The organism is Virgibacillus sp. AGTR (genome assembly GCF_016919725.2).
Taxonomy (GTDB): domain Bacteria; phylum Bacillota; class Bacilli; order Bacillales; family Amphibacillaceae; genus Virgibacillus; species Virgibacillus salarius.
Genome location: NZ_JAJERH010000071.1, coordinates 1 through 21,691, shown reverse-complemented (window position 1 = coordinate 21,691; position 21,691 = coordinate 1). Strand labels below are relative to the sequence as shown.

The window sequence follows — 21,691 nt, the reverse complement described above, 5'->3', positions numbered from 1 at the left end:
AACTTATAAAAAAAGAGATTGACCTCAGTCAATCTCCTAAACTACTTATTTTCCAATAAATTGTTGAGTCCAGTGATTGCCTTGCTCAACATACCCCACTCCAATGTGAGTGAAATTAGCATTCATAATATTTGCACGGTGACCTTCACTGTTCATCCAAGCATTCACTACTTCTTGAGGAGTTCTTTGCCCTTTAGCAATATTTTCACCTGCTGTTTTATAGCTAATACCAAACTGCTTCATCATATCAAATGGAGAACCATAATTTGGACTATTGTGTGAAAAGTAGCCATTTGTTGCCATATCTTTTGATTTTTCACGCGCAACTTTACTTAGCTCTGTATCCACTTTAAGAGCTGGTAGACCTTGCTTAGCTCTTTCTTGGTTTGTCAAATCAACTACTTCTTGCTCAAACTGACTTAATTCTTGAGATTGTGCTTGCTCTTCATTTTGACTAGGTTGTTCTTCTGTTTGTTGTTGATTATTATTTTGCTCTGGTTGTTTTTCAGGTTGCTGCTCCTCGGCAGGCTGTTCTTTATCTGGTGTTTCCTCTGATTGTTCTGGTTGTTTTGGCTCTTCAGGTTTCTCTTGTTCTTTAGCTGGTTGCTTAGGTTCTTCTGATTTTTCTTGTTCTTTAGCCGGTTTGTCGTTTTGATCTGCTTGATCTTCTTTGGCAGGTTTTTCATTTTTTGCTGGTTTTTCTGCGTTTGATTTATCTTGCTTTTCGACATGAATTTTATCCCAATTGATTTCATTCCAGTTTAATTGGAATTTATTCATATATTTAGCTAGTAAATCATTTAAATTATCCTCAGAAATACTCTTCCAATCCCCATTAATAGAATAGAAGATTTTGTATATATGATTCTGCGAAAAGTCTTTTGCAGAAGCATCAGCAGAAGATGAAAAAGCCCCTCCAAATAGTAATGCAGTAGATAATGCAGTAACTATGCCTATCTTTTTAATCATTGATGTGACACGCTCCTTATCGTTGTTTTGTTTCGTGCAAAATCATCATAGCATGGATTTTTTGTAATATTTATGGAAGAGCTTGCCAATCGATTGACTCACATGCGAACATGGTATTAGCAATTCTCTAAACCTATTATTTATAGGGATTCATTTTTTTAGCGAAAAGCGTACACAGGAAAAATAACAATATATAGGAAAAAATTACAATAAAATTAGTGTTGACATGGTTGCAAATCCAGATGTTATATTACAGCTTCTAACAATTTGTAATAGAAATGTCACGTAAAATAGGGGCAAATCTTCTTTACATTGTAGTATAATAGTCTTTTCATCTCTTAATTATTTTTCCAAAAAGTAACACTTGTATATCTACCCCCTAAAACTATAATCAATAAGAGAACTATTATAAAAGATAAAATTGTCATCATTGGAGGATCTAAATTATGTTATCTACTGCTGAGATTGGAATCGACCTTGGTACTGCTAATATACTCATATATTCGAAATCTAAAGGTATTGTATTAAATGAACCTTCTGTTGTTGCTATTGATGTAAATACAAAACAAGTAGTTGCGGTTGGAGCGGAAGCAAAAGAAATGGTAGGGAAAACACCGCAAAACATTATACCTATTCGCCCGTTAAAAGATGGTGTAATCGCAGATTATGATGTAACTGCTCAAATGCTTAAAGAATTCTTGAAAAAAGTGAGCAAAAAAATCGGAATGTCCATGCGTAAACCAGTTGTAGTTGTTTGTACTCCTTCTGGAAGTACAACAGTAGAACGCCGTGCTATTCATAACGCTGTAACAAGCTATGGTGCAAAACACGTACATCTAATCGAAGAACCAATCGCTGCTGCAATTGGTGCAGACCTACCAGTTGATGAGCCCATTGCAAATGTTATTGTTGATATTGGTGGTGGAACTTCAGAGGTTGGTATCATATCTTTCGGTGGAGTTGTTTCCTGTAATTCCGTTCGTATCGGTGGAGACAAAATGGATGAAGAAATTATTCATCATATCCGTAAAAACTATAATATTTTAATTGGAGAGCGGACAGCAGAAAATATTAAAATGGAAATTGGCTATGCTCATCCGAATCATAAGGAAGAAACAATGGAAATTCGAGGACGAGATATGGTAACAGGACTACCTAAAACAGTTACCATTACATCAAAGGAAATTCATATTGCATTGAAAGAGTCTTTAGAGCAAGTATTAGAAACAATTCGTTCAACACTTGAAAATTGCCCACCAGAGCTAAGTGGAGATATAGTAGATCACGGGATTGTTTTAACTGGTGGTGGCGCGCTATTAAATGGCATGCAGGAATGGCTTTCTACAGAAATTATCGTTCCAGTACATCTGGCACCAAATCCACTTGAATCCGTTGCTATTGGAACAGGCAGAGCCCTAAAAATGATTAATAAATTACAAAAAGCAACCAAATAATAAAAGAACTTCTAAAACTCCTATGGATAAAATAGTTGAGCAACGAGGTTTAGACTACTTATAAAATAAATACTAGACTTCTTCTTAATCTGCTTGTAAAGAGACCCCTTTGTTTCTTTACAAGCTTTCTTTATACACATCCTAATTTTGCACAAATACCACTCATTCTCCATATTCATAAACCCATAAAGAAAACGTTTACAAACCAAATAGATAATAGTATACTGAATAATAAGAATTAACTGCATATGCATTATTGATTTTCGTTCATCTATTTACCTATCAATAAGCTGCCTAACCTGTTCACAGCTCCATACCAGAGCCGTATCAACAGGTAAAAGCCAGTTCAACTCAAATTACAGTGCACTGTAATTTAGTTTGAATTGGCTTTTTAATTCTACAAAAAGGAGTGAAAACATGGCAGGTGCTTTAGAGCATATTCGTATACTTGATTTATCAAGAGTACTAGCAGGACCTTATTGCACAATGGTTCTTGGTGATCTTGGTGCAGAGGTTATTAAAGTAGAAGCACCAGGTGGAAGTGATGAAACTCGGAAATGGGGACCGCCCTTTCAAGAAGGAGTAAGCGCGTATTATCTTTGTACGAATCGTAATAAAAAGAGTATTACGATCGATTTAAAGTCTAAAGAAGGAATAAAACAAATTAAAGAACTGATTAGAGAGAGCGATGTCGTCATCAATAATTTTCGGACTGGAACGATGGAACGATTCGAATTAGACTACGAAACGCTTTCGGAAATAAATCCCGGTCTCATCTACTGCTCTATTACTGGTTTTGGTGAAACTGGACCTTATCAGGCCATGCCTGGATACGATTTTATTATTCAAGCTATGAGTGGTTTAATGAGCATTACTGGAGATGAAGATACTGGACCACAAAAGCTAGGTGTAGCAATAACGGATATTCTGACAGGATTATATGCATGCATAGGTATTCAAGGTGCACTGCTGGAAAGAAGCCAGTCTGGAAAAGGGCAAAAATTAGATATAGCTTTATACGATACTGCGGTCAGTGCACTTGTTAATATAGGTAGCAATTATTTAATGTCAGGTAAGATACCAACTCCATTGGGAAATAACCATGCAAACATTGTACCGTATCAGACCTTCAAAACAAAAGATGGTGAGATGGTAATTGCAGTAGGGAATGATAGACAATTCCAGGCACTCTGCGACGTTATTAATAAGCCTGAATTAAAAACAGATCCACGGTTTCTGACTAATCCTAATCGAGTGGAGCATCGAGAAGAGTTAATTCCTCTGCTCCAAAATGTATTGTTGCATTATCCTACTAACGACTGGTTAGAAAAATGCAAACAACAGAAAATACCATGTGGTCCTATTCAAAACATTGCTGAGGTAGCAAACGATAAACAGTTACTTGCCCGTGAAATGTTTATTAATCTTCCCCACCCTACCGCAGGAACAATTAATATGATAGGAAGTCCATTAAAATTATCACGTACGCCAGTTACTTATAGGCACCATCCACCTGATGCCGGAGAACATAATAGTGTAATTTTCAAGCAATTAGGTGTATCAAATAAAAAAATATAAGGGAGTTGTTTAAATGAATTTCAATTTCACGGAGGAACAAAATATGTTAAGAGACACCGTAAGAACGTTCACGGATAAAGAAATAATGCCTTATATTTCTCAATGGGATAGGGAAGGAAAATTTGACCCTACGATCATACAAAAGCTCGCAAATTTAGGTTTAATGGGTGTATGTATTCCAGAGGAATATGGAGGAAGCGGTATGGATTATAACGCCCTTGCTATTGTTTGCGAAGAGCTTGAACGTGGAGATACTGCATTTCGTACTGCCGTATCCGTTCATACTGGTTTAAATAGTATGACTTTATTACAGTGGGGGAATGAAGAACAAAAACAGAAGTACTTAGTACCTCAAGCACAGGGAAAAAAGATCGGTGCTTTTGGTTTAACGGAGCCTGGCGCTGGATCAGATGTTGCAGCATTAGAGACAACTGCAACAAAGCAAGGTGACTATTATATTCTTAATGGTCAAAAAACATGGATTTCGTTATGCGATACTGCCGATAACTTTATCGTTTTCGCCTATACAAAAGAACGATCTGAAAAGCATAAAGGAATCTCGGCTTTCATTATTGAAAGGGAATGGGAAGGTTTTTCTTCTAAAGCAATTAAAGGTAAATTAGGCATTCGTTCTGGAAACACCGGTGAAATATTCTTCGATCATATTAAAGTACCAAAGGAAAATTTACTTGGCGAAGAAGGAGAAGGCTTCAAAATCGCTATGTCTGCACTGGACAATGGTAGATTTACAGTTGCAGCTGGAGCAGTGGGCCAAATCATGGCTTGTCTAGAGGCAAGTATTAAATATTGTCATGAACGAGCAACTTTTGGTAAAGAAATTGGTAAACATCAATTAGTTCAACAAATGATTGCAAATATGGAAGCGGGTTTGCAAATGAGTAAATTGCTTGTTTATCGTGCTGGAGAATTAAAAAACGCAGGAAAACGCAATACAAGGGAAACCTCATTAGCAAAATGGCAGGCCTGTGATTTCGCTAATAAGGCTGCAGATGATGCTGTCCAAATTCATGGTGCCTATGGGTTTTCTGATGAATATCCAGTAGAACGCTACTTACGTAATTCTAAGGCACCTGTCATCTATGAAGGGACACGTGAAATTCACACGATTATGCAGGCTGAATATGTGCTTGGCTATCGTAAAGATAAAACATTAAACAACATGCTACCTGCATGGGAGCAAAATGAATTGATTAACTGACTAAAAACAGCAAGAGATGGTGAGATTTTTAGATAATCGCTTCATTAAGGTTCTAATAGGAATTACTTGGAGAATAAAGTAATAGTAGTGATGCACCTGGTTTGCTACCGGGTGTTTGATCTTTTTTAAAAGGAGGCTTTATCATGTTTGATGCATTTACAAGGAGCGTATTTATTAATGGAGTGTGGGAAGATATTCATGAAGATACAACTGATACAATTTATAATCCAGCTACCTTAGAACCTATAACTCATGTTGCTTTTGCTGGAGGGAAAGAAACGGATCGGGCTATTCAAGCTGCTTCAGAAGCATTTCCTGTATGGAGCAACAAAACCGGAAGAGAAAGGTCACGTTATTTATATAGAGCTTCTCAACTCATGCTTGATGATGCAGAACGTCTCGGTAAAATACTAACATTGGAGCAAGGGAAGCCTTTAAAAGAAGCAATTGGAGAAGTAAAAGGTGCTGCTGGTTTTCTGCTTTGGTATGCAGAGGAAGCGAGCAGGAATTACGGCGAGTGGATCCCTTCTTCCATAAAATCCAAGCGACTTGTTGTCATTCCTCAAGCGGTAGGCGTTGTAGGAGCAATAACACCATGGAACTTCCCTTCATCGATGATTACCCGTAAATTAGCTCCTGCATTAGCCGCTGGCTGTACAGTAGTATTAAAACCAGCCCCAGAGACACCTTTATCCGCAATAGAAATTATCAAGCTATTTGAACGTGCTGGATTGCCTAAAGGTGTAGTAAATCTAGTAACTGGTGATGCACGGGCAATTGGAAAACGATTACTCACCAATAAAAATGTGCGTCTAATTACTTTTACTGGATCAACTGCTGTTGGGAAATATTTAATGAGAGAAAGTGCCGAACACTTAAAGAAATTATCGCTTGAGCTAGGTGGTCATGCTCCAAGTATTGTCTTTGCAGATGCTGATATTGAAAAAGCAACGTCACTCGTTTTAGGAAGTAAATTTAGAAATAATGGGCAAACATGTATATGCACAAACCGCTTATATGTTCATTCCTCTATCGCGGATAAATTTGCACAGCTTTTAAAAGAAAAAGTAAAAAATCTAAAGATAGGTTTAGGAATAGAAAAAGATACAGAGATTGGGCCATTAATAAATAAGCAAGCCTGTGAAAAGGTACAATCTCATGTAGAGGATGCAATGGATAAAGGAGCTGTTGTAGCTCACGGAGGAAAGCTGTGGGAAGGTGATTTACCAGGTCATTATTATCAACCAACGATTTTATCTAATGTTACAGAAGACATGAAAATTATGCACGAAGAAACCTTTGGACCAGTTATACCTATCCAAACATTCACAGATGAAGTGGATGTCACTCAAAAGGCAAACAATACGGATTACGGGCTAGCAGCATATATATTTACGGAAAATACCAATCGAGCTATCCGCGTTTCAGAAAAGCTTGATTATGGTATTGTCGGTGTTAATGACGTCTTCCCTGCAACGCCCGAGGCTCCATTTGGTGGTATAAAGCAATCAGGTATCGGAAAAGAAGGTGGCCATCATGGTATGGATGAATTCGTAGAGAAAAAATATATATCTATTGGTATTGATCAATAATAACTAGATTTATTGCTAAAAGGGGGCTGTCTCAAAAGACAGCTTCTTTTCCTACATACTAGATATGCATTTTATAAAGGAACACCATTTTTCCATAACAATCATATTCATTTCCTTTGTTGAGGTGAGCATTCCCCTATCAGACCACCGTTCCCAATTGTCGTTCATACAAAACTCGTATTCTTTCAAGTTCCCAATTTTTGCCGAAATCTAATACCCTTGTACATGTTCATTTATGTTTGTTCATAACAGCTTTGATATTGTTTATACAAATCCTTCAAAGCCGATGATAATGCATTACCTGCTTTTCCTAAGTAATGTTTCTTAATAAGTTCAACTGGTTTTTCGATACCATCTTGTAGACTATGACCTCTTAATAATTGCTGGACAAAATCTTTTCCATGATCCGTAGCTAATGTACAGCCCGCTGCCACAATAACACCGTATTTTTTATCAATTTCAGCTGTAATTGTTAAGGTCTGATAAATGCTTTGGGCTGCCATTCCTGAAGGCAAACGAGCATGCCCTGCAATGAATACTGTATTCAAGTTACAAATCCCTCCTCTAATCTTGATCAGCTGATTGATAGCCCAGCTTTTGTGAAATTTCAGCTGCAGTTTTAGCTGTTTCTTGTTTTATTAACTCCAAATTAATTCCTTCGAAATGGCTGGAAAGACCACTTACTGCTAATGCAGCAACAACCTTTTGTTGAAAATTATAGATCGGATAGGATATTCCTGTCGTATCCTCATCCTGCTCTCCAATGCTATATGCATAACCATTTTTTTGAATTTGCTTTACTTCTTCCTTTAACTGCTCTTTATTAATCGGATGATGTGTAGATATAAGCTCCGATTGATTGATAATAGCCTCCTGCCGCTCACTTGTCAAAAAGGCCAGAAGCAATTTTGGTCCAGACCCAATATATAATGGTACACTCCTACCAATTCTAGTATTAAGACGAAGTGCTCTTGAGCTTTCTACCTTTTCAATATAAGTAGCCTCATTTTGATTCACGATGACAAGGTGGATAACTTCATTAATTTCCTTTGCTAATTTCTCCATATAAGGTAAAGCTATCCCCCTTACTTCAAGTCTATCAGAAACTAAATTTCCTAGCTCCAAAAATTTCAACCCTAATTGGTATTTCACATCATGCTCCGTTTCCTTCGTTTTGTTTAGATAACCATTTTGTTCTAACGTGGTTAGTAATCGATAAGCAGTAGGTTTTGGCATTTTCGCTTGATTGGAGATCTCTTTTAAGGATAATTCTTGAGCACCTTCTCTAAATAACTCTACAATTTTTAATGCTTTCATTACGCTTTGATTCATCGATAGACTCCTTGCTGAGATTTAAAGTTAAATCCCTCCGCTTCATTGCAGAGGGATGAAAAATCTATCTATATCTTAACATGTGTCTTTACTACGTTTTCTTTTTCCATAATGTTTACCCCACGTTTTGCCATTTCCTTCATGTATGGATCACCTGGAACAATTTGCTCTGGCGGATAGACACCTTTCTTTGTAATTGTTTGGTTGGCAATCATTTGTGCTACAACCGAAATAGTGTTAGCTGTTGCTCTAGCCATAGCAGTTACTTGGGTTTTTCTATCTTTATATGTCGTCATTTCATACGAATACGTCGTAGATTGTCCGTCCTTTTGACCAGAGACAACAACACGTAATAAAACCGCATCATCTTTTTCTCCTAGCTCGACAATTGGGTCAAGAACCTTTAAGAAAACATCTCTTGGACTTACTTGTTGACCATTAATATCCACTTGATAGTCCGTACGTGTTAAGTTTAAATCTACTAAAAGCTTAAACTTCTCCGCATGACCTGGGTAGCGAATCGTCTTATATTCTAGTGTCTGCAAATGAGGATAAGATATAGAGAGAGTTGAAGTACCACCTGAAGTGTGAAATGCTTCAAGCGGTCCAAATTTTTCAAAATAGACTCGCTCTACTTCAGACAAAGATGGAATCTCCTGCTTCACTCCGTCTCGTATAATCAAGGATGGATCTGTATAATGATCAAATACACCTTCCATCGAAAATACATGATTATATTCAAGCGGTGCTTCTGGTTTAACTGGAATCCCACCAACATAGAGTTTTATAGATTCTAGCTTATCTAATTTACTGTTACCGTATCCAGAAAGAATATTAATCATTCCAGGGGCTACCCCTAGATCTGGAATTAAAGTAACTCCAGCAGCTTTGGCTTCCTCTTTCAAAGCTAAGACTTTATCTGTCATATGGCCAATATGTCCACCTAAATCAACAGCATTTACTCCGACCTCAATTGCAGTTTGCGCAACTACTTCATTAAACGAATAAAATAATGCATTAATAATCACGTCAAATCGGCGCATATAATTAGCTAATTCCTGTTTATCAGCTGCGTTGACCTGATATGCAGTCAATTTCGAGGATTGTAACTGCTCACATATATCTTGTGCGCGTGCTAAATCAATATCTGCTAATCCTACAGCAGTAACTCCTTCACTTGTAACCAAATCACGTGCAGCTTCTTTACCCATTAATCCTGATCCTAATACCCCTATCTTCATTCCATCCACTCCTTCTACATCATATTCATGAAGTATTCCAGTCTGTCGCTGGTTAACGGGTAGTAATACCCTACCCGATGAAGATTTACTTTTATTTACTAATCGACATCGATTTGAGCACGTTGCAGTTTTCCACTATAATCTACATAAACTGCTTTCCACTCCGTAAATACGTCCAATGCTTGCACACCTGAATCGCGGTGACCATTGCCGGTTCCCTTTGTACCACCAAATGGTAAATGAATCTCTGCTCCAGTAGTACCTGCATTAACATAGACAATTCCAGTATCTAAATCACGTTGGGCTTGGAATACTTGATTCACATCTTTCGTAAATATAGAGCTTGATAAACCATAGCTAACCCCATTATTCACTTCAATCGCTTCCTCAAAGCTTTTTACAGGAATTAGAGAGACAACTGGGCCAAATATTTCTTCCTGGGCAATCCGCATCGAAGGCTTGGCATCCGTAAATAGAGTTGGTGCAAAATAATGTCCACCTTGACTTACTCCATTCTGCCATACAAAGCCTCCAGCCAATAGTTTCGCTCCCTCTTCTTTTCCAATTTCTACATATTGCTTAATCTTATTCAAACCTGATTTATTAATAATAGGTCCAACTTTTACCGATTGATCTAGCCCATCTCCAATCGTCAATTTCTCCATCTCTACTAATAATCTTTCTTCAAGCGTTTCTTTTACACGCTCATGAACAATTACTCTACTACAGGCAGTACAGCGCTGACCACTTGTACCGAATGCACTCCAAAGAATCCCTTCGACTGCAAGATCAATGTCTGCATCATCCATTACAATAACTGCGTTCTTGCCACCCATCTCCAAAGATACTTTCTTTAATTGCTTTCCACATTCTGCTGCAATGTTTCTACCAGTCTCATTTGATCCTGTAAAAGAAATAATTCGAATATCGTCATGGTGAACCATGGCATCGCCAACGATAGAACCTCCACCAAATACAACGTTGATTACTCCCTTTGGCAGACCTGCTTCTTCAAATATCTTTGCTAACTCATATGCCATGATTGGTGTCTCCGTAGCTGGTTTCCAAATTACTGCATTTCCAGCAACAATTGCAGGGAACGACTTCCATGTGGCAATAGCTATTGGAAAGTTCCACGGAGTAATAATACCAACAACACCAACAGGACAACGCTGACTCATTGCAAATTTATCCTTTAATTCAGCTGGAGTTGTTTGCCCAAATAATCTACGCCCTTCACCAGCCATATAAAAGGCCATATCAATTCCTTCTTGAACTTCTCCCCGAGCCTCTTCAATTACTTTTCCATTTTCCATGGTTAATAATTGAGATAGCCTCTCTTTTCGTTCTTTCATTATGTTCCCAACTTGATACAACACCTCTGCTCGCTGCGGTGCAGGAACCAATGCCCATTCTTTCTGTGCTTGCTTAGCCGCTGCTACAGCGACATCAACACTTTCCTTTCCAGATAAAGGTACTTGAACGATTTCTTCCCCATTCGCTGGATTAATAACAGCTGTCGATGAATCTACCGTCACCCACTCGCCATTAATAAAATTTGATAGTTTCTTTGTTTGCAACGTTGCTGTCATCTGAAAAAACCTCCTTTAATTTTTCCAATTTATATTACTGTTCCATAGCTCGATCACGTATTTGTGATATTGTTGATGAAACAGAAATCTGCTCCTTATCCGTTAAGATCTCAATCAACACAGGCCTTTTAAGCTGACAAGCCTCTGCAAAAGCAACCTTAAATTCCTGAGATGATGACACACAGTACCCCACTGCTCCTAAGCTAATTGCTAAGTCTTTAAAGGAAACATCCCCTAAATCTGTTGCCATCACCTTCGTGGGGTAATGCATTTCCTGATGCATCCGGATCGTACCATACATCTTATTATTAAAAACGAGACATATGATAGGAATATCATATCTTACAGCTGTTTCCAGCTCTTGGCACGTCATCATAAAACCGCCATCTCCAGAAAATGAAACAACTAACCGATCTGGAAGAGCGAGCTTAGCCCCGATAGCCCCTGGCATCCCATAACCCATTGCTCCAGAGGTAGGACCTACATACGTATGGGGATACTTAAAAGGATAGTAGCTATGGACCCAGCCAGCAAAGTTACCGGCATCATTTGTAATTAAGGCATTCTCCGGTAACGTTTTGATTAAATAATCGATAATATGAGAATTAATAGGGTCTTCTGTTTCTACTTCTAAGCGACTTGCCCTGATAAAGGCTGCATTTCGTTCAAATGCCCACGTTGTCCACGATTGCTTAACAGTAATTTTTTCAAGTTGATAAAGCGCCTCTTTCATATCAGCTACGATGCCAAGAACTGGTGTAAAGCTTTTTCCAATACTGTTATAATCAATATCAATGTGGATCAGTGTTTGATCAGGTGACAAAAGCGAATAATCCTGGGTCGTTACTTCAGAAAGTCTCGTTCCCATTGCCAAGACAACATCTGCTGCACAAACTGTCTCCAATATTTCTTTTGCTGTGCCAAGTCCTAAATGACCGGCATATAACAAATGGTTGTTCGGGAATACATCATGACGTCGAAAGGCAGTAACTACAGGTAAATGATATGTTTCTGCAAACTGCTTTAATTGCTGTTCAGCGCCTGCACTTTTCACTCCACCTCCAGCAATAATTACCGGACGCTTGGCACTATCCAAAAGGCTCTCGACTTTTTTCACTTCTGTCATCGATGGTGCAGGAGTTGGTCTATGAATCACTGGTCCATACTTCATCCGTGCTTCCTGTTTTAGAACATCCTCTGGCAACGAAATGATAACAGGCCCTGGTCGTCCTGACGTGGCAATTCGAAAAGCGCGCTGCACAATCTCTGGAGTCCGCTCTGCATCCTTTAATTCAACCGCCCATTTAGCAATAGATTGAAAGTATTGATCTAAATCTACTTCTTGAAAGCCCTCTTTACCTCTAAATTTACTATGCACCTGCCCAAGAAACACAACCATTGGTGTGGAATCCTGATAAGCTGTATGTACACCAATGGAAAGGTTTGCCGCACCTACTCCTCTTGTTGCAAGAACAATACCAGGCTTCAGCGCTGATTTTGCATAGCCCTCCGCCATAAAAGCAGCTCCGCCTTCATGTCTTGCCGAGATTACTTGAATAGATGTTTCGTCATGTAATGCGTCTAGTACAGGCAGATAACTTTCTCCTGGCACGCAAAACACACGTTCTATACCTTCTCTTTTTAAACAGGTAATAATGGCTTTTGCTGCTGTCTCTGTTGTATTCGTAACTTGCATATTGTCACCCTTTCCAATTAAGCTGCTTTAAGCGGCTGATCACTTCATCCAATCGTTTCGAACTTACAGAAAGTGTAATTCGAATAAACCCTTCGCCCTGTGTTCCAAAAGCTGTCCCAGGTGTAACAATAAGACCTACTTCGTCCAATAATTGATTCGCAAATTCAAGCGATGTGTATCCATCTGGTACTTCAGCCCAGATAAATATAGTTCCCTTTGGTTTTGCAGCAGATATACCTACTTCCCTTAATGCATTGTACAGTTTCTCCATACGGTGTTTGTAAATCATATTATTTTCTTGTACTGTCGAGAAGTCACCTCTTAAAGCTGCTGCTGCTGCCTTCTGTATCGGAATAAACTGGCATGTATCAATATTACTCTTTAATGTAGACAGGGCCTTTATGATCTTCCTATTACCTACGACATAGCCAATCCGCCAGCCAGTCATATTAAAACTTTTGGATAATGATCCTAGCTCAACAGCATAATCCTTGGCATCAGGTACTTGTAAAACACTTGGGGCTCGATGGTCTCCAAATGTCACAAGATCATATGCTGCATCATTAGCTAAAACAATTTGATGATCATGACAAAATGTAATCGCTTCCAAATAAGTGCTTATATCAGCTACCGTAGCAGTTGGGTTGCTAGGGTAATTAAGAAACATTAGCTTTGCTTCTAGCGCATCTTTTTTAGTAAGACTGGAATACATGGGAATATAATTATTCTCTTTATCTAGAAGTAATGAAACACTCTCTCCTCCAGCTAAATGAACTCCATTACGATAAACAGGATACCCTGGATCAGGTACGATTACTTTGTCTCCGGGATTGATGACCGCTTGTATCAAATTAGCTATACCCTCTTTAGAGCCAATAAGCGCTAGCACTTCTGAATCGGGATCCAGCGAAACGCGATACCGCTTTAAATAGAATTCAGCTACCGCTTCCTTAAACTCCCTACATCCACTGTATGTGGAATAGCGGTGATTTTCTGTATGCATCACCTCTTCTGCTAGAACCTTACAAATAAATTCCGGAGTTGGCAAATCAGGAGCACCTATCCCTAAGTCGATAACATCTACTCCCTTTGCGAGAAGCTGCTCTTTCTTTTTCTGAAATTCCGAAAACAAATAGGGTGGTAAGCTTTCTACTTTATCAGAAATAAAGGCCATTATTACCCTCCTGCCGTTTCAAATATTGAAACGATATTTCATTTATATATCAACAGTATATAGTAACTTTTTAAAATTGACAATATACTGAAAATAAATCATACAAATTACCTAATTATTTTGCAATTGGCTCTTCATTGATTTTATCTGTTGCATTTTTTCTTCTTGTAAAAGCAAATAAAGCTGTAATACTAACAATTACTATAGCTAGACCTAACCAAACACTTTCTGTCATACCAAAGATTAAATAGCCTAAACCTGCAATCATTGCTGCAACAAGTGCATAGGGTATTTGGGTAGTAACATGATCAATATGATGACAGCTAGACCCAGTAGATGACAGAATCGTAGTATCTGAAATAGGAGAACAATGATCACCAAAAACTGCCCCAGACAGCACTGCTGCCAATATTGGAAGAATTAATGACACGTCTGTTGCGGCTGCAATTTCCCCAGCAATTGGCAATAGAATACCAAAAGATCCCCATGAAGTTCCTGTAGAAAATGCTATAAAGCCTGCCATGACAAAAATGATGAATGGTAAAAATGTTAAGCTAATATTAGTGGCCTCTACAATACCTGCTAAATAAGTACCCGTTCCTAACTGACCGATTAAGTCTACAATGGCCCAAGCGAAAATTAAAATGACGAAACCAGGAAGCATAGATTTAGTTCCTCCTATGATTCCCGTAATAAAGTGCTTGCCTGAAAGCTTACCCGTAATAATATGACGACTAAACAGCGCAAATGTTATTACTAAACCGATGATTCCACCATATAATAAGGCTACAGATACGTCAGCATTTCCGAATATGTTAATTAATGTCTTTTCACCCTCTATAGCTACTAATCCATTCACGTAGATAGAAACAATAGTAGAGATGAATAATACGGCAATTGGAATCAGCAAATCACTAATTCGACTTGATTCACTTGTTGGCAGTTTCGCTGCCACGTCTACCTTATCCTTATTTTCCGGATTCAAAACCTCCCCAGTACTCATTGCTCGCTGCTCATGTTTTTTCATTGGCCCAAAATCAACTTGGCGAATAGCGATTACTAGCGCCACTCCCAATGCTGCCCACACATAAAAATTCATCGGAATAATTTGGATAAAAGCTCCAAAAGCACTATATTCTGAAATGGCATGTGTTGTAAATACGGTGCCAATAATCCCTATAATATACGCTCCCCAGCTAGAAACTGGTGCAATGACACAAATTGGCGCAGAGGTAGAATCTACGATATAAGCTAGCTTGGCACGAGACACACGATGCTTATCTGTAACAGGCTTCGCTACTTGACCGACTGTAAGGCTATTAAAATAATCATCTACAAAAACAATAATACCTAGTAGCATTGTCATGACTTGAGCACCTACTCTAGTTTTCACCCGTTTAATCATCCATTCTGCAAATGCTGCGGTCCCGCCCATCATACTAACAAAAGCAGTTAATATACCAAGCATAAGTACAAATAATAGAAGAAAGACATTCCAAGTATTCCATGCTCCTTCGGCTACAAAAACGCCTTTAAATGCCTCCCATATCAACACAATAGATCCTAAAACATCAAAACTATCAATAAAAAGAGCTGCCGCCACGATTCCTACTCCTAGTGACAATAGTACTCGCTTTGTTAATAACACCATAATAATTGCTAAAATTGGTGGTACTAATGACCAAACTGTTGATTCCATTATGTTCCCCCCTTATTATTTCTTCAATTTTCAGGACAAAGATGAATAATAGCTTCCTATACCATGAACCACTCCCTACTAACTGCCATATTTATATTCTTAATATTCTATATTATTTAATAAATACCTTTTTTATACTAGAAAAACTTTTCGTTTACGAAGTAATTGCGTTATAACAAGTAAGGAAGTAAAGTTATTACCAGACTTTTCACACATTCCCTAATATTATTTGTTAGAATAGAATAGTGTTTTTAACTAATAATCAAAGAATTGAGGTGCTTGATCATGAATACAGACATTACGTACGCACAGGAATTAGACAAAGAGGACGAATTAAACGAATTTAGACATGAATTTTATCAATCACCTGAGCGCTTATATTTCGACGGAAATTCACTTGGATTATTGTCTAAACGTGCCGAACAAGCTGTCAACACCATTATGGAATCATGGAAGCAATATGGGATTGATGGTTGGACAGAAGGTGAACATCCTTGGTTCTATTTATCAGAAAAATTAGGAAGAATGTCCGCACATCTTGTAGGCGCTCAACCGAAAGAGGTTATTATTACAGGGTCAACAACCACTAATCTTCATCAGCTAACAGCAAGCTTTTTCCAACCAAACGGTAAGAAGACAAAGATACTTGCGGATGAATTGAATTTCCCATCCGACATCTATGCACTAAAAAGTCAGCTACAGCTGAAAGGACTCCATCCAGAGGAGCATCTCATTCAAGTGAAGAGTAGAAATGGTCATACCCTAGAAACCTCCGACATTATTGAAGCAATGACAGATGAAATCGCATTGGTTGTTTTACCAGGGGTACTCTATCGTAGTGGCCAAATCCTTGATATGAAAACCATCACAAAAGAAGCTCATAAACGTGGCATTATTATTGGTTTTGATCTTTGTCATTCTATCGGATCTATTCCTCATCAACTGAATGATTGGGATGTTGACTTTGCATTTTGGTGCACATATAAACACTTAAATGGTGGACCAGGTAGCGTTGGAGGGTTATTTGTTCATCAAAAGCACTTCGGTAACCATCCAGGACTTGCAGGTTGGTTTAGTTCCAATAAGGAAAAACAATTCGATATGGAACATAGCTTAACTGCTGCTTCAGATGCTGGTGCTTATCAGATTGGAACACCTCATCTACTTAGTGCTGCACCATTATTAGGCTCACTATCTATGTTTGAAGAGGCTGGCATTGGTAAAATTAGAAAGAAATCACTTCTGTTAACTGAATACTTAATGAACTTAATAGACACGGAACTGATTGATCACGGTTTTACGATTGCTAATCCACGTGATCAAGCAATTAGGGGCGGCCATGTATATTTGGAGCATCCAGAAGCTGCACGCATTTGTAAAGCCTTAAAGGCAAATCGAGTCATCCCAGATTTCAGAAATCCAAACGGCATTCGCCTAGCACCGGTAGCACTTTATAATACGTTCGAGGAAGTATGGAAAATGGTAAACATTTTAAAATCAATTATGGATAATCAGAGCTATAAGCACTTTGAAAACAAACGAGGAGTGATTGCATAGTGGGAGAATGGATTGATATTTCACAGCCTTTAACTGATAAAATTGCTCACTGGCCAGGGGATAAGCCCTTTTCCTATTCCCTTACAGCATCAAAACAAGAAACAAAATCTGTAAATATCGGCCAAATAACAACTAGTCTTCACACTGGAACACATATTGATGCACCATTCCATTTTGATTCAAATGGAAAAACAATTGAGCAACTAGACATCAATCTTTATATTGGAAAATCAGTAGTTATTGACGTTAGTCAAGCTAATACCATAACAGCGGAGGTGTTGTCCCAGTATCATTGGCCATCAGAGATTAACCGCGTCTTATTACGCACTTCGCTGCCAAACAATCCCGAGCGCTTTCCAGATGTGTTACCAAACCTTGATCCTAATATTGCACCGTACTTACAAAGATTAGGTGTTTTCCTACTGGGAGTTGACATGCCTTCCGTAGATGCTCCAGATAGTAAAGATCTTGTAACACACCATGCTTTACAGGATCATGGTATCCATATACTTGAAAATATTATGTTAGATCAAATTAAACCGGGAGAATATGAGCTTATTGCGCTTCCATTACATATTCATGGTGCAGATGGAAGTCCAGTCCGAGCTGCCCTATGTCCCATCAATAAGGAGGATGCACAGCATGACAAATAAACATATAAACGATACATTTCGTTCTGAAAAAGGTATTCATACCAACTTTAAAGAAAAAATGACCTATGGGGACTACCTGCAGTTAGATACATTACTATCCAGTCAAAAACGACTTTCTGATCATCATGATGAAATGTTATTTATTATCATTCACCATGTTAGTGAACTTTGGCTAAAGTTAATTATTCATGAAACACAGGCTGCAATCCGTGCGATACAACAAGGAGAGCTTCAAGCTTCCTTTAAAATGCTAGCTCGTGTCTCCAAAATCCAATCGCAGATTATCCAAGCATGGGATGTGCTTTCTACACTGACCCCTGCAGAATATATGGAGTTTAGAGATAAGCTCGGTAATGCCTCTGGATTCCAATCCTATCAATACCGTCTTGTTGAATTTGTACTAGGGTATAAAACACCCTTTATCCTTAAAATCTATGAAAAGGACCCAGAAGTACATCAATTACTACAGGATGCTTATCATGCTCCAGGACTCTATGACGTGGCAATTCAAGCATTGGCAAAAAATGGGTTTTCTATAAATCCAGACATTCTCCAGCGAGACTTTTCGAAAACATATGAGAAGGATGACTCTGTGGAACAGGCTTGGATGACTGTATATAAAAATGTCGATTCCCATTGGGATTTGTATCAACTTGCAGAAAAGCTTGTTGATATCGAGGATTGGTTTCAACAATGGCGCTTTAGACACATGAAAACAGTAGAAAGAATAATTGGACATAAAATAGGTACAGGTGGATCTTCTGGAGTTGGCTATCTAAAAAACGTACTAGATCACTATTTCTTTCCTGAGCTTTGGGAAATCCGAACAAAGCTCTAAATTGGAACACCATCTTCTTCACCTTGTAAAAAAATTTTGCTTGACATTTGCGGATAATGTAAATAAAGTGAAACATAATTCTAAAGGGGATGTTTAAGAAAGGGCTTTGCGATATAGCAACTGCTAGATTTGAGACTCAAGTAGGAGGAACTTTCGTGTAAATCACCGGAGTGAGAGTATGTACTCACAAAAAGACGAAACGTTGTTCACGAAAAGAGGGCTTTACAGGTGTCTGGAAACAAAGCTATCCTTTGAGACACCCCTATTTATGACTGAACTATTCAGTAAGTCTTCTACATTACATCTGAGCTAACGAATAAAAGAAGAGAGGAAGACAAATTTTATGGAAAAGAAAAAAGATCAATGGTCAACAAAGCTAGGATTTATCCTATCTTCAGCAGGAGCTGCAATTGGCCTAGGAGCAATTTGGAAATTCCCGTATATGACAGGAATGAATGGTGGCGGAGCATTTTTCCTGTTGTTCATCGCATTTACAATCATCATTGGTCTTCCTATTTTAATTGCTGAATTTATTATTGGAAGAGGTACTCAGAAAGAGGCAGTATCTGCCTACCAAAAGCTTGCACCAAAATCTGGCTGGTCATTTATTGGACATTGGGGAGTTATAGGAGCATTCTTACTTCTGTCCTTTTATAGTGTCGTTGGTGGGTGGGTATTAATCTATAGTGCAATCTCTATACCCGGCATGATTATAAGTGATTCGGCTAATTATGGGGAATTATTCGCAACGATAACCGGTAATCCACTCATTACGATCATCGGCCATTTATTATTTATTTTAATTAATATCATCGTTATTTCGTTTGGAATTAAGGACGGAATTGAAAAAACAAGTAAAATCTTAATGCCATTATTATTTATTTTCTTCATTGTACTCGTTATTCGATCCGTAACTTTTGAAGGAGCAATAGAAGGATTACGTTTTTTCCTTCAACCAGACTTTTCTAAGCTTAATGCAGAAAATGTTTTATATGCACTTGGCCAATCCTTCTTTTCACTCGCCGTAGGGATCTCCGTTATGGTCACATATAGTTCTTATCTAAATAAAGATGTTAGCTTGCCAATGTCAGCAGGCTCTGTTTCTATTATGAATATTTTTGTATCCTTACTAGCTGGTCTTGCTATTTTCCCAGTGGTATTCGCATTTGGCTTGGAACCTGCTGAAGGTCCAGGGTTACTTTTTATTGTGCTTCCAGAGGCATTTGCTCAAATGCCATTTGGAGAGTTGTTTTTAAGTTTATTCTTACTATTATTTTTATTTGCAGTCTTAACATCTTCCTTTAGCATGCTGGAAATCATAACATCTGCATTCAGTGAGAAAAAACAACGTTCTCGTAAAAAAACAGCCATCGTTTCCGGTATGCTTGTATTTATTGCAGGCATACCAGCTGCATTATCCTCTAGTAGCCTTGCTGATTTTAAGATTTTCGGTCTAACTATTTTTGACGCCTCCGATTTTCTAGTGAGTAATATCATGCTGCCTGGTGGCTGTTTATTTATTGCTCTGTTTATCGGATTTAGAATGGATAAAAGCCTTATAAAACAGGAATTTACTTCAGCAAATAATCTATCAGATGGGATATACCATGTATGGTTCCAATTAATGCGCTGGCTTGTCCCAGTGACAATCATTATTGTTTTTTTAGGTTCAATTGGGGTTATTTAGGGTAAAGTACTAGTAATGCAAATGAATGTGAACGTTAAAAAGTGAGGTGATCAAGTTGGCCAAAAAAATCCTTATTGTTGGCGGCGTTGGTGGTGGGGCAACCGTAGCAGCGCAAATCCGTAGAGCAAACAAAGAAGATGAGATTATTTTATTGGAGAAGGGTGGCCATGTATCCTTTTCCAATTGCGGAATGCCCTATTACATCGGAGGTACTATAGAAAATAGGGATGCTATTCTATATTCCAAAGAAAAATTTAGTGAGAAATTTCAGGTAGAGGTCCGTACGTTTACAGAGGTAACAGCCATTGACCGTTCCAATAAAGAAATTACCTATTGCTCAAAGACAGGCAATCATCAAGAAACCTATAACACGTTAATTTTGTCACCTGGAGCATCTGCAGTGATGCCTTCTATTAAGGGAATGAATAGGGAACGGACATTTAGCTTGCATACGATACCTGATATGGATGCAATTCATGCTTATATCGAAACAAATCAGCCTAAGTCCGCAGCTGTTATTGGTGGTGGCTTTGTAGGTTTAGAAATGATTGAAAATTTACATGCCAAAGGAATAACCTGCAAACTTATTGATCGCTCTGAACAAGTAATGAATGTTATTGATGCAGATATGGCTAGGATTGTGCAAGAATACCTAACGAAAAAGAATATAGAAGTACGATTAAATGATGGCCTTCATCATTTCTCAAATGATGGAAAGCTATTACATGTAAACAGTGGAGGAACTATTCAAGCGGATCTCACCATCATGGCTGTTGGAATTCGTCCAAATACCAAGCTTGCAGTAGATGCATCCCTTGAAATTGGCAAAACAGGCGCAATCTTAGTCAACACTTTTATGCAAACTAGTGATCCAAGTATTTATGCATTAGGAGATGTAGTAGAAACAAAGGATCCAATTACTGGTCATGGGAGAAATATTGCCTTAGCAGGACCTGCCCATCGTCAAGCTTTTGTCATTGCTAATCATCTAAATGGAAAACCTATTACGTATAATGGAACATATGGCACCAATATTTTAAAATTATTCGATTTAACAATTGGATCAACTGGTCATAATAGTGACAGCTTAGAAGCCTATGGAAAATCATACGATGTAGCTACACTTCAATCGTTATCAAATGCAAGCTATTACCCTGGAGCAGATAAGCTTTGGATAAAGGTTTTATTTGATAAACAGCATGGAACCATTCTAGGTGGACAGGTCGTTGGTCATGCAGGTGTAGATAAGCGTCTAGCAGTTCTTGCCACTGCAATCAAAGGAAAGCTAACCGTCTTTGATCTATCTGATTTAGAGCTTGGTTATGCACCACCTTATTCTAGTCCAAAGGATCCAATAAATATTCTTGGATATAAAGCCAGTTCTAAACTTGAACAATAATTATATCCAAA

At 38.2% G+C, this 21,691-nt stretch carries 17 protein-coding genes; 9 read left to right on the top strand and 8 right to left on the bottom strand.

All coding sequences use genetic code 11. The annotated features are described in order from the left end of the window. Positions 1-45: 45 nt before the first annotated feature. The gene (locus tag JUJ52_RS18815) at positions 46-969 is read right to left on the bottom strand and encodes a CAP domain-containing protein (protein ID WP_026682911.1); all 924 of its coding nucleotides are present in this window, start codon (positions 967-969) and stop codon (positions 46-48) included. A gap of 446 nt (positions 970-1,415) precedes the next feature. Here JUJ52_RS18815 and mreBH point away from each other — a divergent pair, with 446 nt between their 5' ends. The 4 genes from mreBH to JUJ52_RS18795 all read left to right on the top strand — a co-directional run bounded on the left by mreBH (position 1,416) and on the right by JUJ52_RS18795 (position 6,812). After that, complete coding sequence (gene mreBH, locus JUJ52_RS18810) at positions 1,416-2,423, top strand: rod-share determining protein MreBH (protein WP_026682910.1); 1,008 nt, start codon at positions 1,416-1,418, stop codon at positions 2,421-2,423. A gap of 417 nt (positions 2,424-2,840) precedes the next feature. Then, positions 2,841-4,001 carry a CaiB/BaiF CoA transferase family protein gene (locus JUJ52_RS18805; RefSeq protein ID WP_026682909.1) on the top strand — a complete coding sequence of 387 codons (1,161 nt, stop codon included), beginning with the start codon at positions 2,841-2,843 and terminating at the stop codon, positions 3,999-4,001. 13 nt (positions 4,002-4,014) lie between these two features. Continuing rightward, positions 4,015-5,220 (top strand): acyl-CoA dehydrogenase family protein, encoded by a 1,206-nt coding sequence (locus JUJ52_RS18800; RefSeq protein ID WP_026682908.1) that lies wholly within the window; start codon positions 4,015-4,017, stop codon positions 5,218-5,220. 143 nt (positions 5,221-5,363) lie between these two features. Beyond that, positions 5,364-6,812: an NAD-dependent succinate-semialdehyde dehydrogenase gene (locus tag JUJ52_RS18795; RefSeq protein ID WP_121604717.1), complete on the top strand. Its 1,449-nt coding sequence runs from the start codon at positions 5,364-5,366 to the stop codon at positions 6,810-6,812. Between the two features lie 233 nt (positions 6,813-7,045). Here the strand turns inward: JUJ52_RS18795 and JUJ52_RS18790 are convergent, their stop codons facing one another. The 7 genes from JUJ52_RS18790 to JUJ52_RS18760 form a co-directional block, all read right to left on the bottom strand. Next, positions 7,046-7,360, bottom strand: coding sequence for a DUF3870 domain-containing protein (locus JUJ52_RS18790; protein WP_121604716.1), 315 nt, complete (start codon positions 7,358-7,360; stop codon positions 7,046-7,048). A 16-nt stretch (positions 7,361-7,376) separates the two neighbouring features. Beyond that, positions 7,377-8,144: an IclR family transcriptional regulator gene (locus JUJ52_RS18785; RefSeq protein ID WP_121604715.1), complete on the bottom strand. Its 768-nt coding sequence runs from the start codon at positions 8,142-8,144 to the stop codon at positions 7,377-7,379. A 68-nt stretch (positions 8,145-8,212) separates the two neighbouring features. Then, positions 8,213-9,385 carry a saccharopine dehydrogenase family protein gene (locus JUJ52_RS18780; protein ID WP_026682905.1) on the bottom strand — a complete coding sequence of 391 codons (1,173 nt, stop codon included), beginning with the start codon at positions 9,383-9,385 and terminating at the stop codon, positions 8,213-8,215. Between the two features lie 98 nt (positions 9,386-9,483). Continuing rightward, positions 9,484-10,977, bottom strand: a complete 1,494-nt coding sequence (locus JUJ52_RS18775) for an aldehyde dehydrogenase family protein (RefSeq protein ID WP_026682904.1) — start codon at positions 10,975-10,977, stop codon at positions 9,484-9,486. Positions 10,978-11,011: 34 nt separating this feature from the next. Then, positions 11,012-12,673 (bottom strand): thiamine pyrophosphate-binding protein, encoded by a 1,662-nt coding sequence (locus tag JUJ52_RS18770; RefSeq protein WP_026682903.1) that lies wholly within the window; start codon positions 12,671-12,673, stop codon positions 11,012-11,014. 4 nt (positions 12,674-12,677) lie between these two features. Continuing rightward, on the bottom strand, positions 12,678-13,847 hold the full coding sequence (locus tag JUJ52_RS18765) for an aminotransferase class I/II-fold pyridoxal phosphate-dependent enzyme (protein ID WP_121604714.1): 1,170 nt from the start codon (positions 13,845-13,847) through the stop codon (positions 12,678-12,680). Positions 13,848-13,962: 115 nt separating this feature from the next. Then, positions 13,963-15,546: a Na+/H+ antiporter NhaC family protein gene (locus tag JUJ52_RS18760; RefSeq protein ID WP_205389659.1), complete on the bottom strand. Its 1,584-nt coding sequence runs from the start codon at positions 15,544-15,546 to the stop codon at positions 13,963-13,965. A gap of 285 nt (positions 15,547-15,831) precedes the next feature. On the opposite strand from JUJ52_RS18760, the gene kynU reads away from it, so the two are divergent. The 5 genes from kynU to JUJ52_RS18735 all read left to right on the top strand — a co-directional run bounded on the left by kynU (position 15,832) and on the right by JUJ52_RS18735 (position 21,680). Continuing rightward, complete coding sequence (kynU, locus tag JUJ52_RS18755) at positions 15,832-17,103, top strand: kynureninase (protein ID WP_026682900.1); 1,272 nt, start codon at positions 15,832-15,834, stop codon at positions 17,101-17,103. Beyond that, a complete protein-coding gene (gene kynB, locus JUJ52_RS18750) occupies positions 17,103-17,756 on the top strand; it encodes an arylformamidase (protein WP_026682899.1) in 654 nt (217 codons plus the stop codon). The genes kynU and kynB overlap by 1 nt, the downstream gene beginning before the upstream one ends. Then, positions 17,746-18,594 (top strand): tryptophan 2,3-dioxygenase, encoded by an 849-nt coding sequence (kynA, locus tag JUJ52_RS18745; RefSeq protein WP_121604712.1) that lies wholly within the window; start codon positions 17,746-17,748, stop codon positions 18,592-18,594. Before kynB ends, kynA begins: the two co-directional genes overlap by 11 nt. A gap of 343 nt (positions 18,595-18,937) precedes the next feature. Then, positions 18,938-20,281: a sodium-dependent transporter gene (locus JUJ52_RS18740; protein ID WP_026682898.1), complete on the top strand. Its 1,344-nt coding sequence runs from the start codon at positions 18,938-18,940 to the stop codon at positions 20,279-20,281. 55 nt (positions 20,282-20,336) lie between these two features. Continuing rightward, the gene (locus JUJ52_RS18735; RefSeq protein ID WP_026682897.1) at positions 20,337-21,680 is read left to right on the top strand and encodes a CoA-disulfide reductase; all 1,344 of its coding nucleotides are present in this window, start codon (positions 20,337-20,339) and stop codon (positions 21,678-21,680) included. Positions 21,681-21,691: the final 11 nt, after the last annotated feature.

Coding starts and splice junctions, on each gene's coding strand:
- JUJ52_RS18815 (WP_026682911.1), bottom strand. CDS start 969: ATGATTAAAAAGATAGGCATAGTTACTGCATTATCTACTGCATTACTA.
- mreBH (WP_026682910.1), top strand. CDS start 1,416: ATGTTATCTACTGCTGAGATTGGAATCGACCTTGGTACTGCTAATATA.
- JUJ52_RS18805 (WP_026682909.1), top strand. CDS start 2,841: ATGGCAGGTGCTTTAGAGCATATTCGTATACTTGATTTATCAAGAGTA.
- JUJ52_RS18800 (WP_026682908.1), top strand. CDS start 4,015: ATGAATTTCAATTTCACGGAGGAACAAAATATGTTAAGAGACACCGTA.
- JUJ52_RS18795 (WP_121604717.1), top strand. CDS start 5,364: ATGTTTGATGCATTTACAAGGAGCGTATTTATTAATGGAGTGTGGGAA.
- JUJ52_RS18785 (WP_121604715.1), bottom strand. CDS start 8,144: ATGAATCAAAGCGTAATGAAAGCATTAAAAATTGTAGAGTTATTTAGA.
- JUJ52_RS18780 (WP_026682905.1), bottom strand. CDS start 9,385: ATGAAGATAGGGGTATTAGGATCAGGATTAATGGGTAAAGAAGCTGCA.
- JUJ52_RS18775 (WP_026682904.1), bottom strand. CDS start 10,977: ATGACAGCAACGTTGCAAACAAAGAAACTATCAAATTTTATTAATGGC.
- JUJ52_RS18770 (WP_026682903.1), bottom strand. CDS start 12,673: ATGCAAGTTACGAATACAACAGAGACAGCAGCAAAAGCCATTATTACC.
- JUJ52_RS18765 (WP_121604714.1), bottom strand. CDS start 13,847: ATGGCCTTTATTTCTGATAAAGTAGAAAGCTTACCACCCTATTTGTTT.
- JUJ52_RS18760 (WP_205389659.1), bottom strand. CDS start 15,546: ATGGAATCAACAGTTTGGTCATTAGTACCACCAATTTTAGCAATTATT.
- kynU (WP_026682900.1), top strand. CDS start 15,832: ATGAATACAGACATTACGTACGCACAGGAATTAGACAAAGAGGACGAA.
- kynA (WP_121604712.1), top strand. CDS start 17,746: ATGACAAATAAACATATAAACGATACATTTCGTTCTGAAAAAGGTATT.
- JUJ52_RS18740 (WP_026682898.1), top strand. CDS start 18,938: ATGGAAAAGAAAAAAGATCAATGGTCAACAAAGCTAGGATTTATCCTA.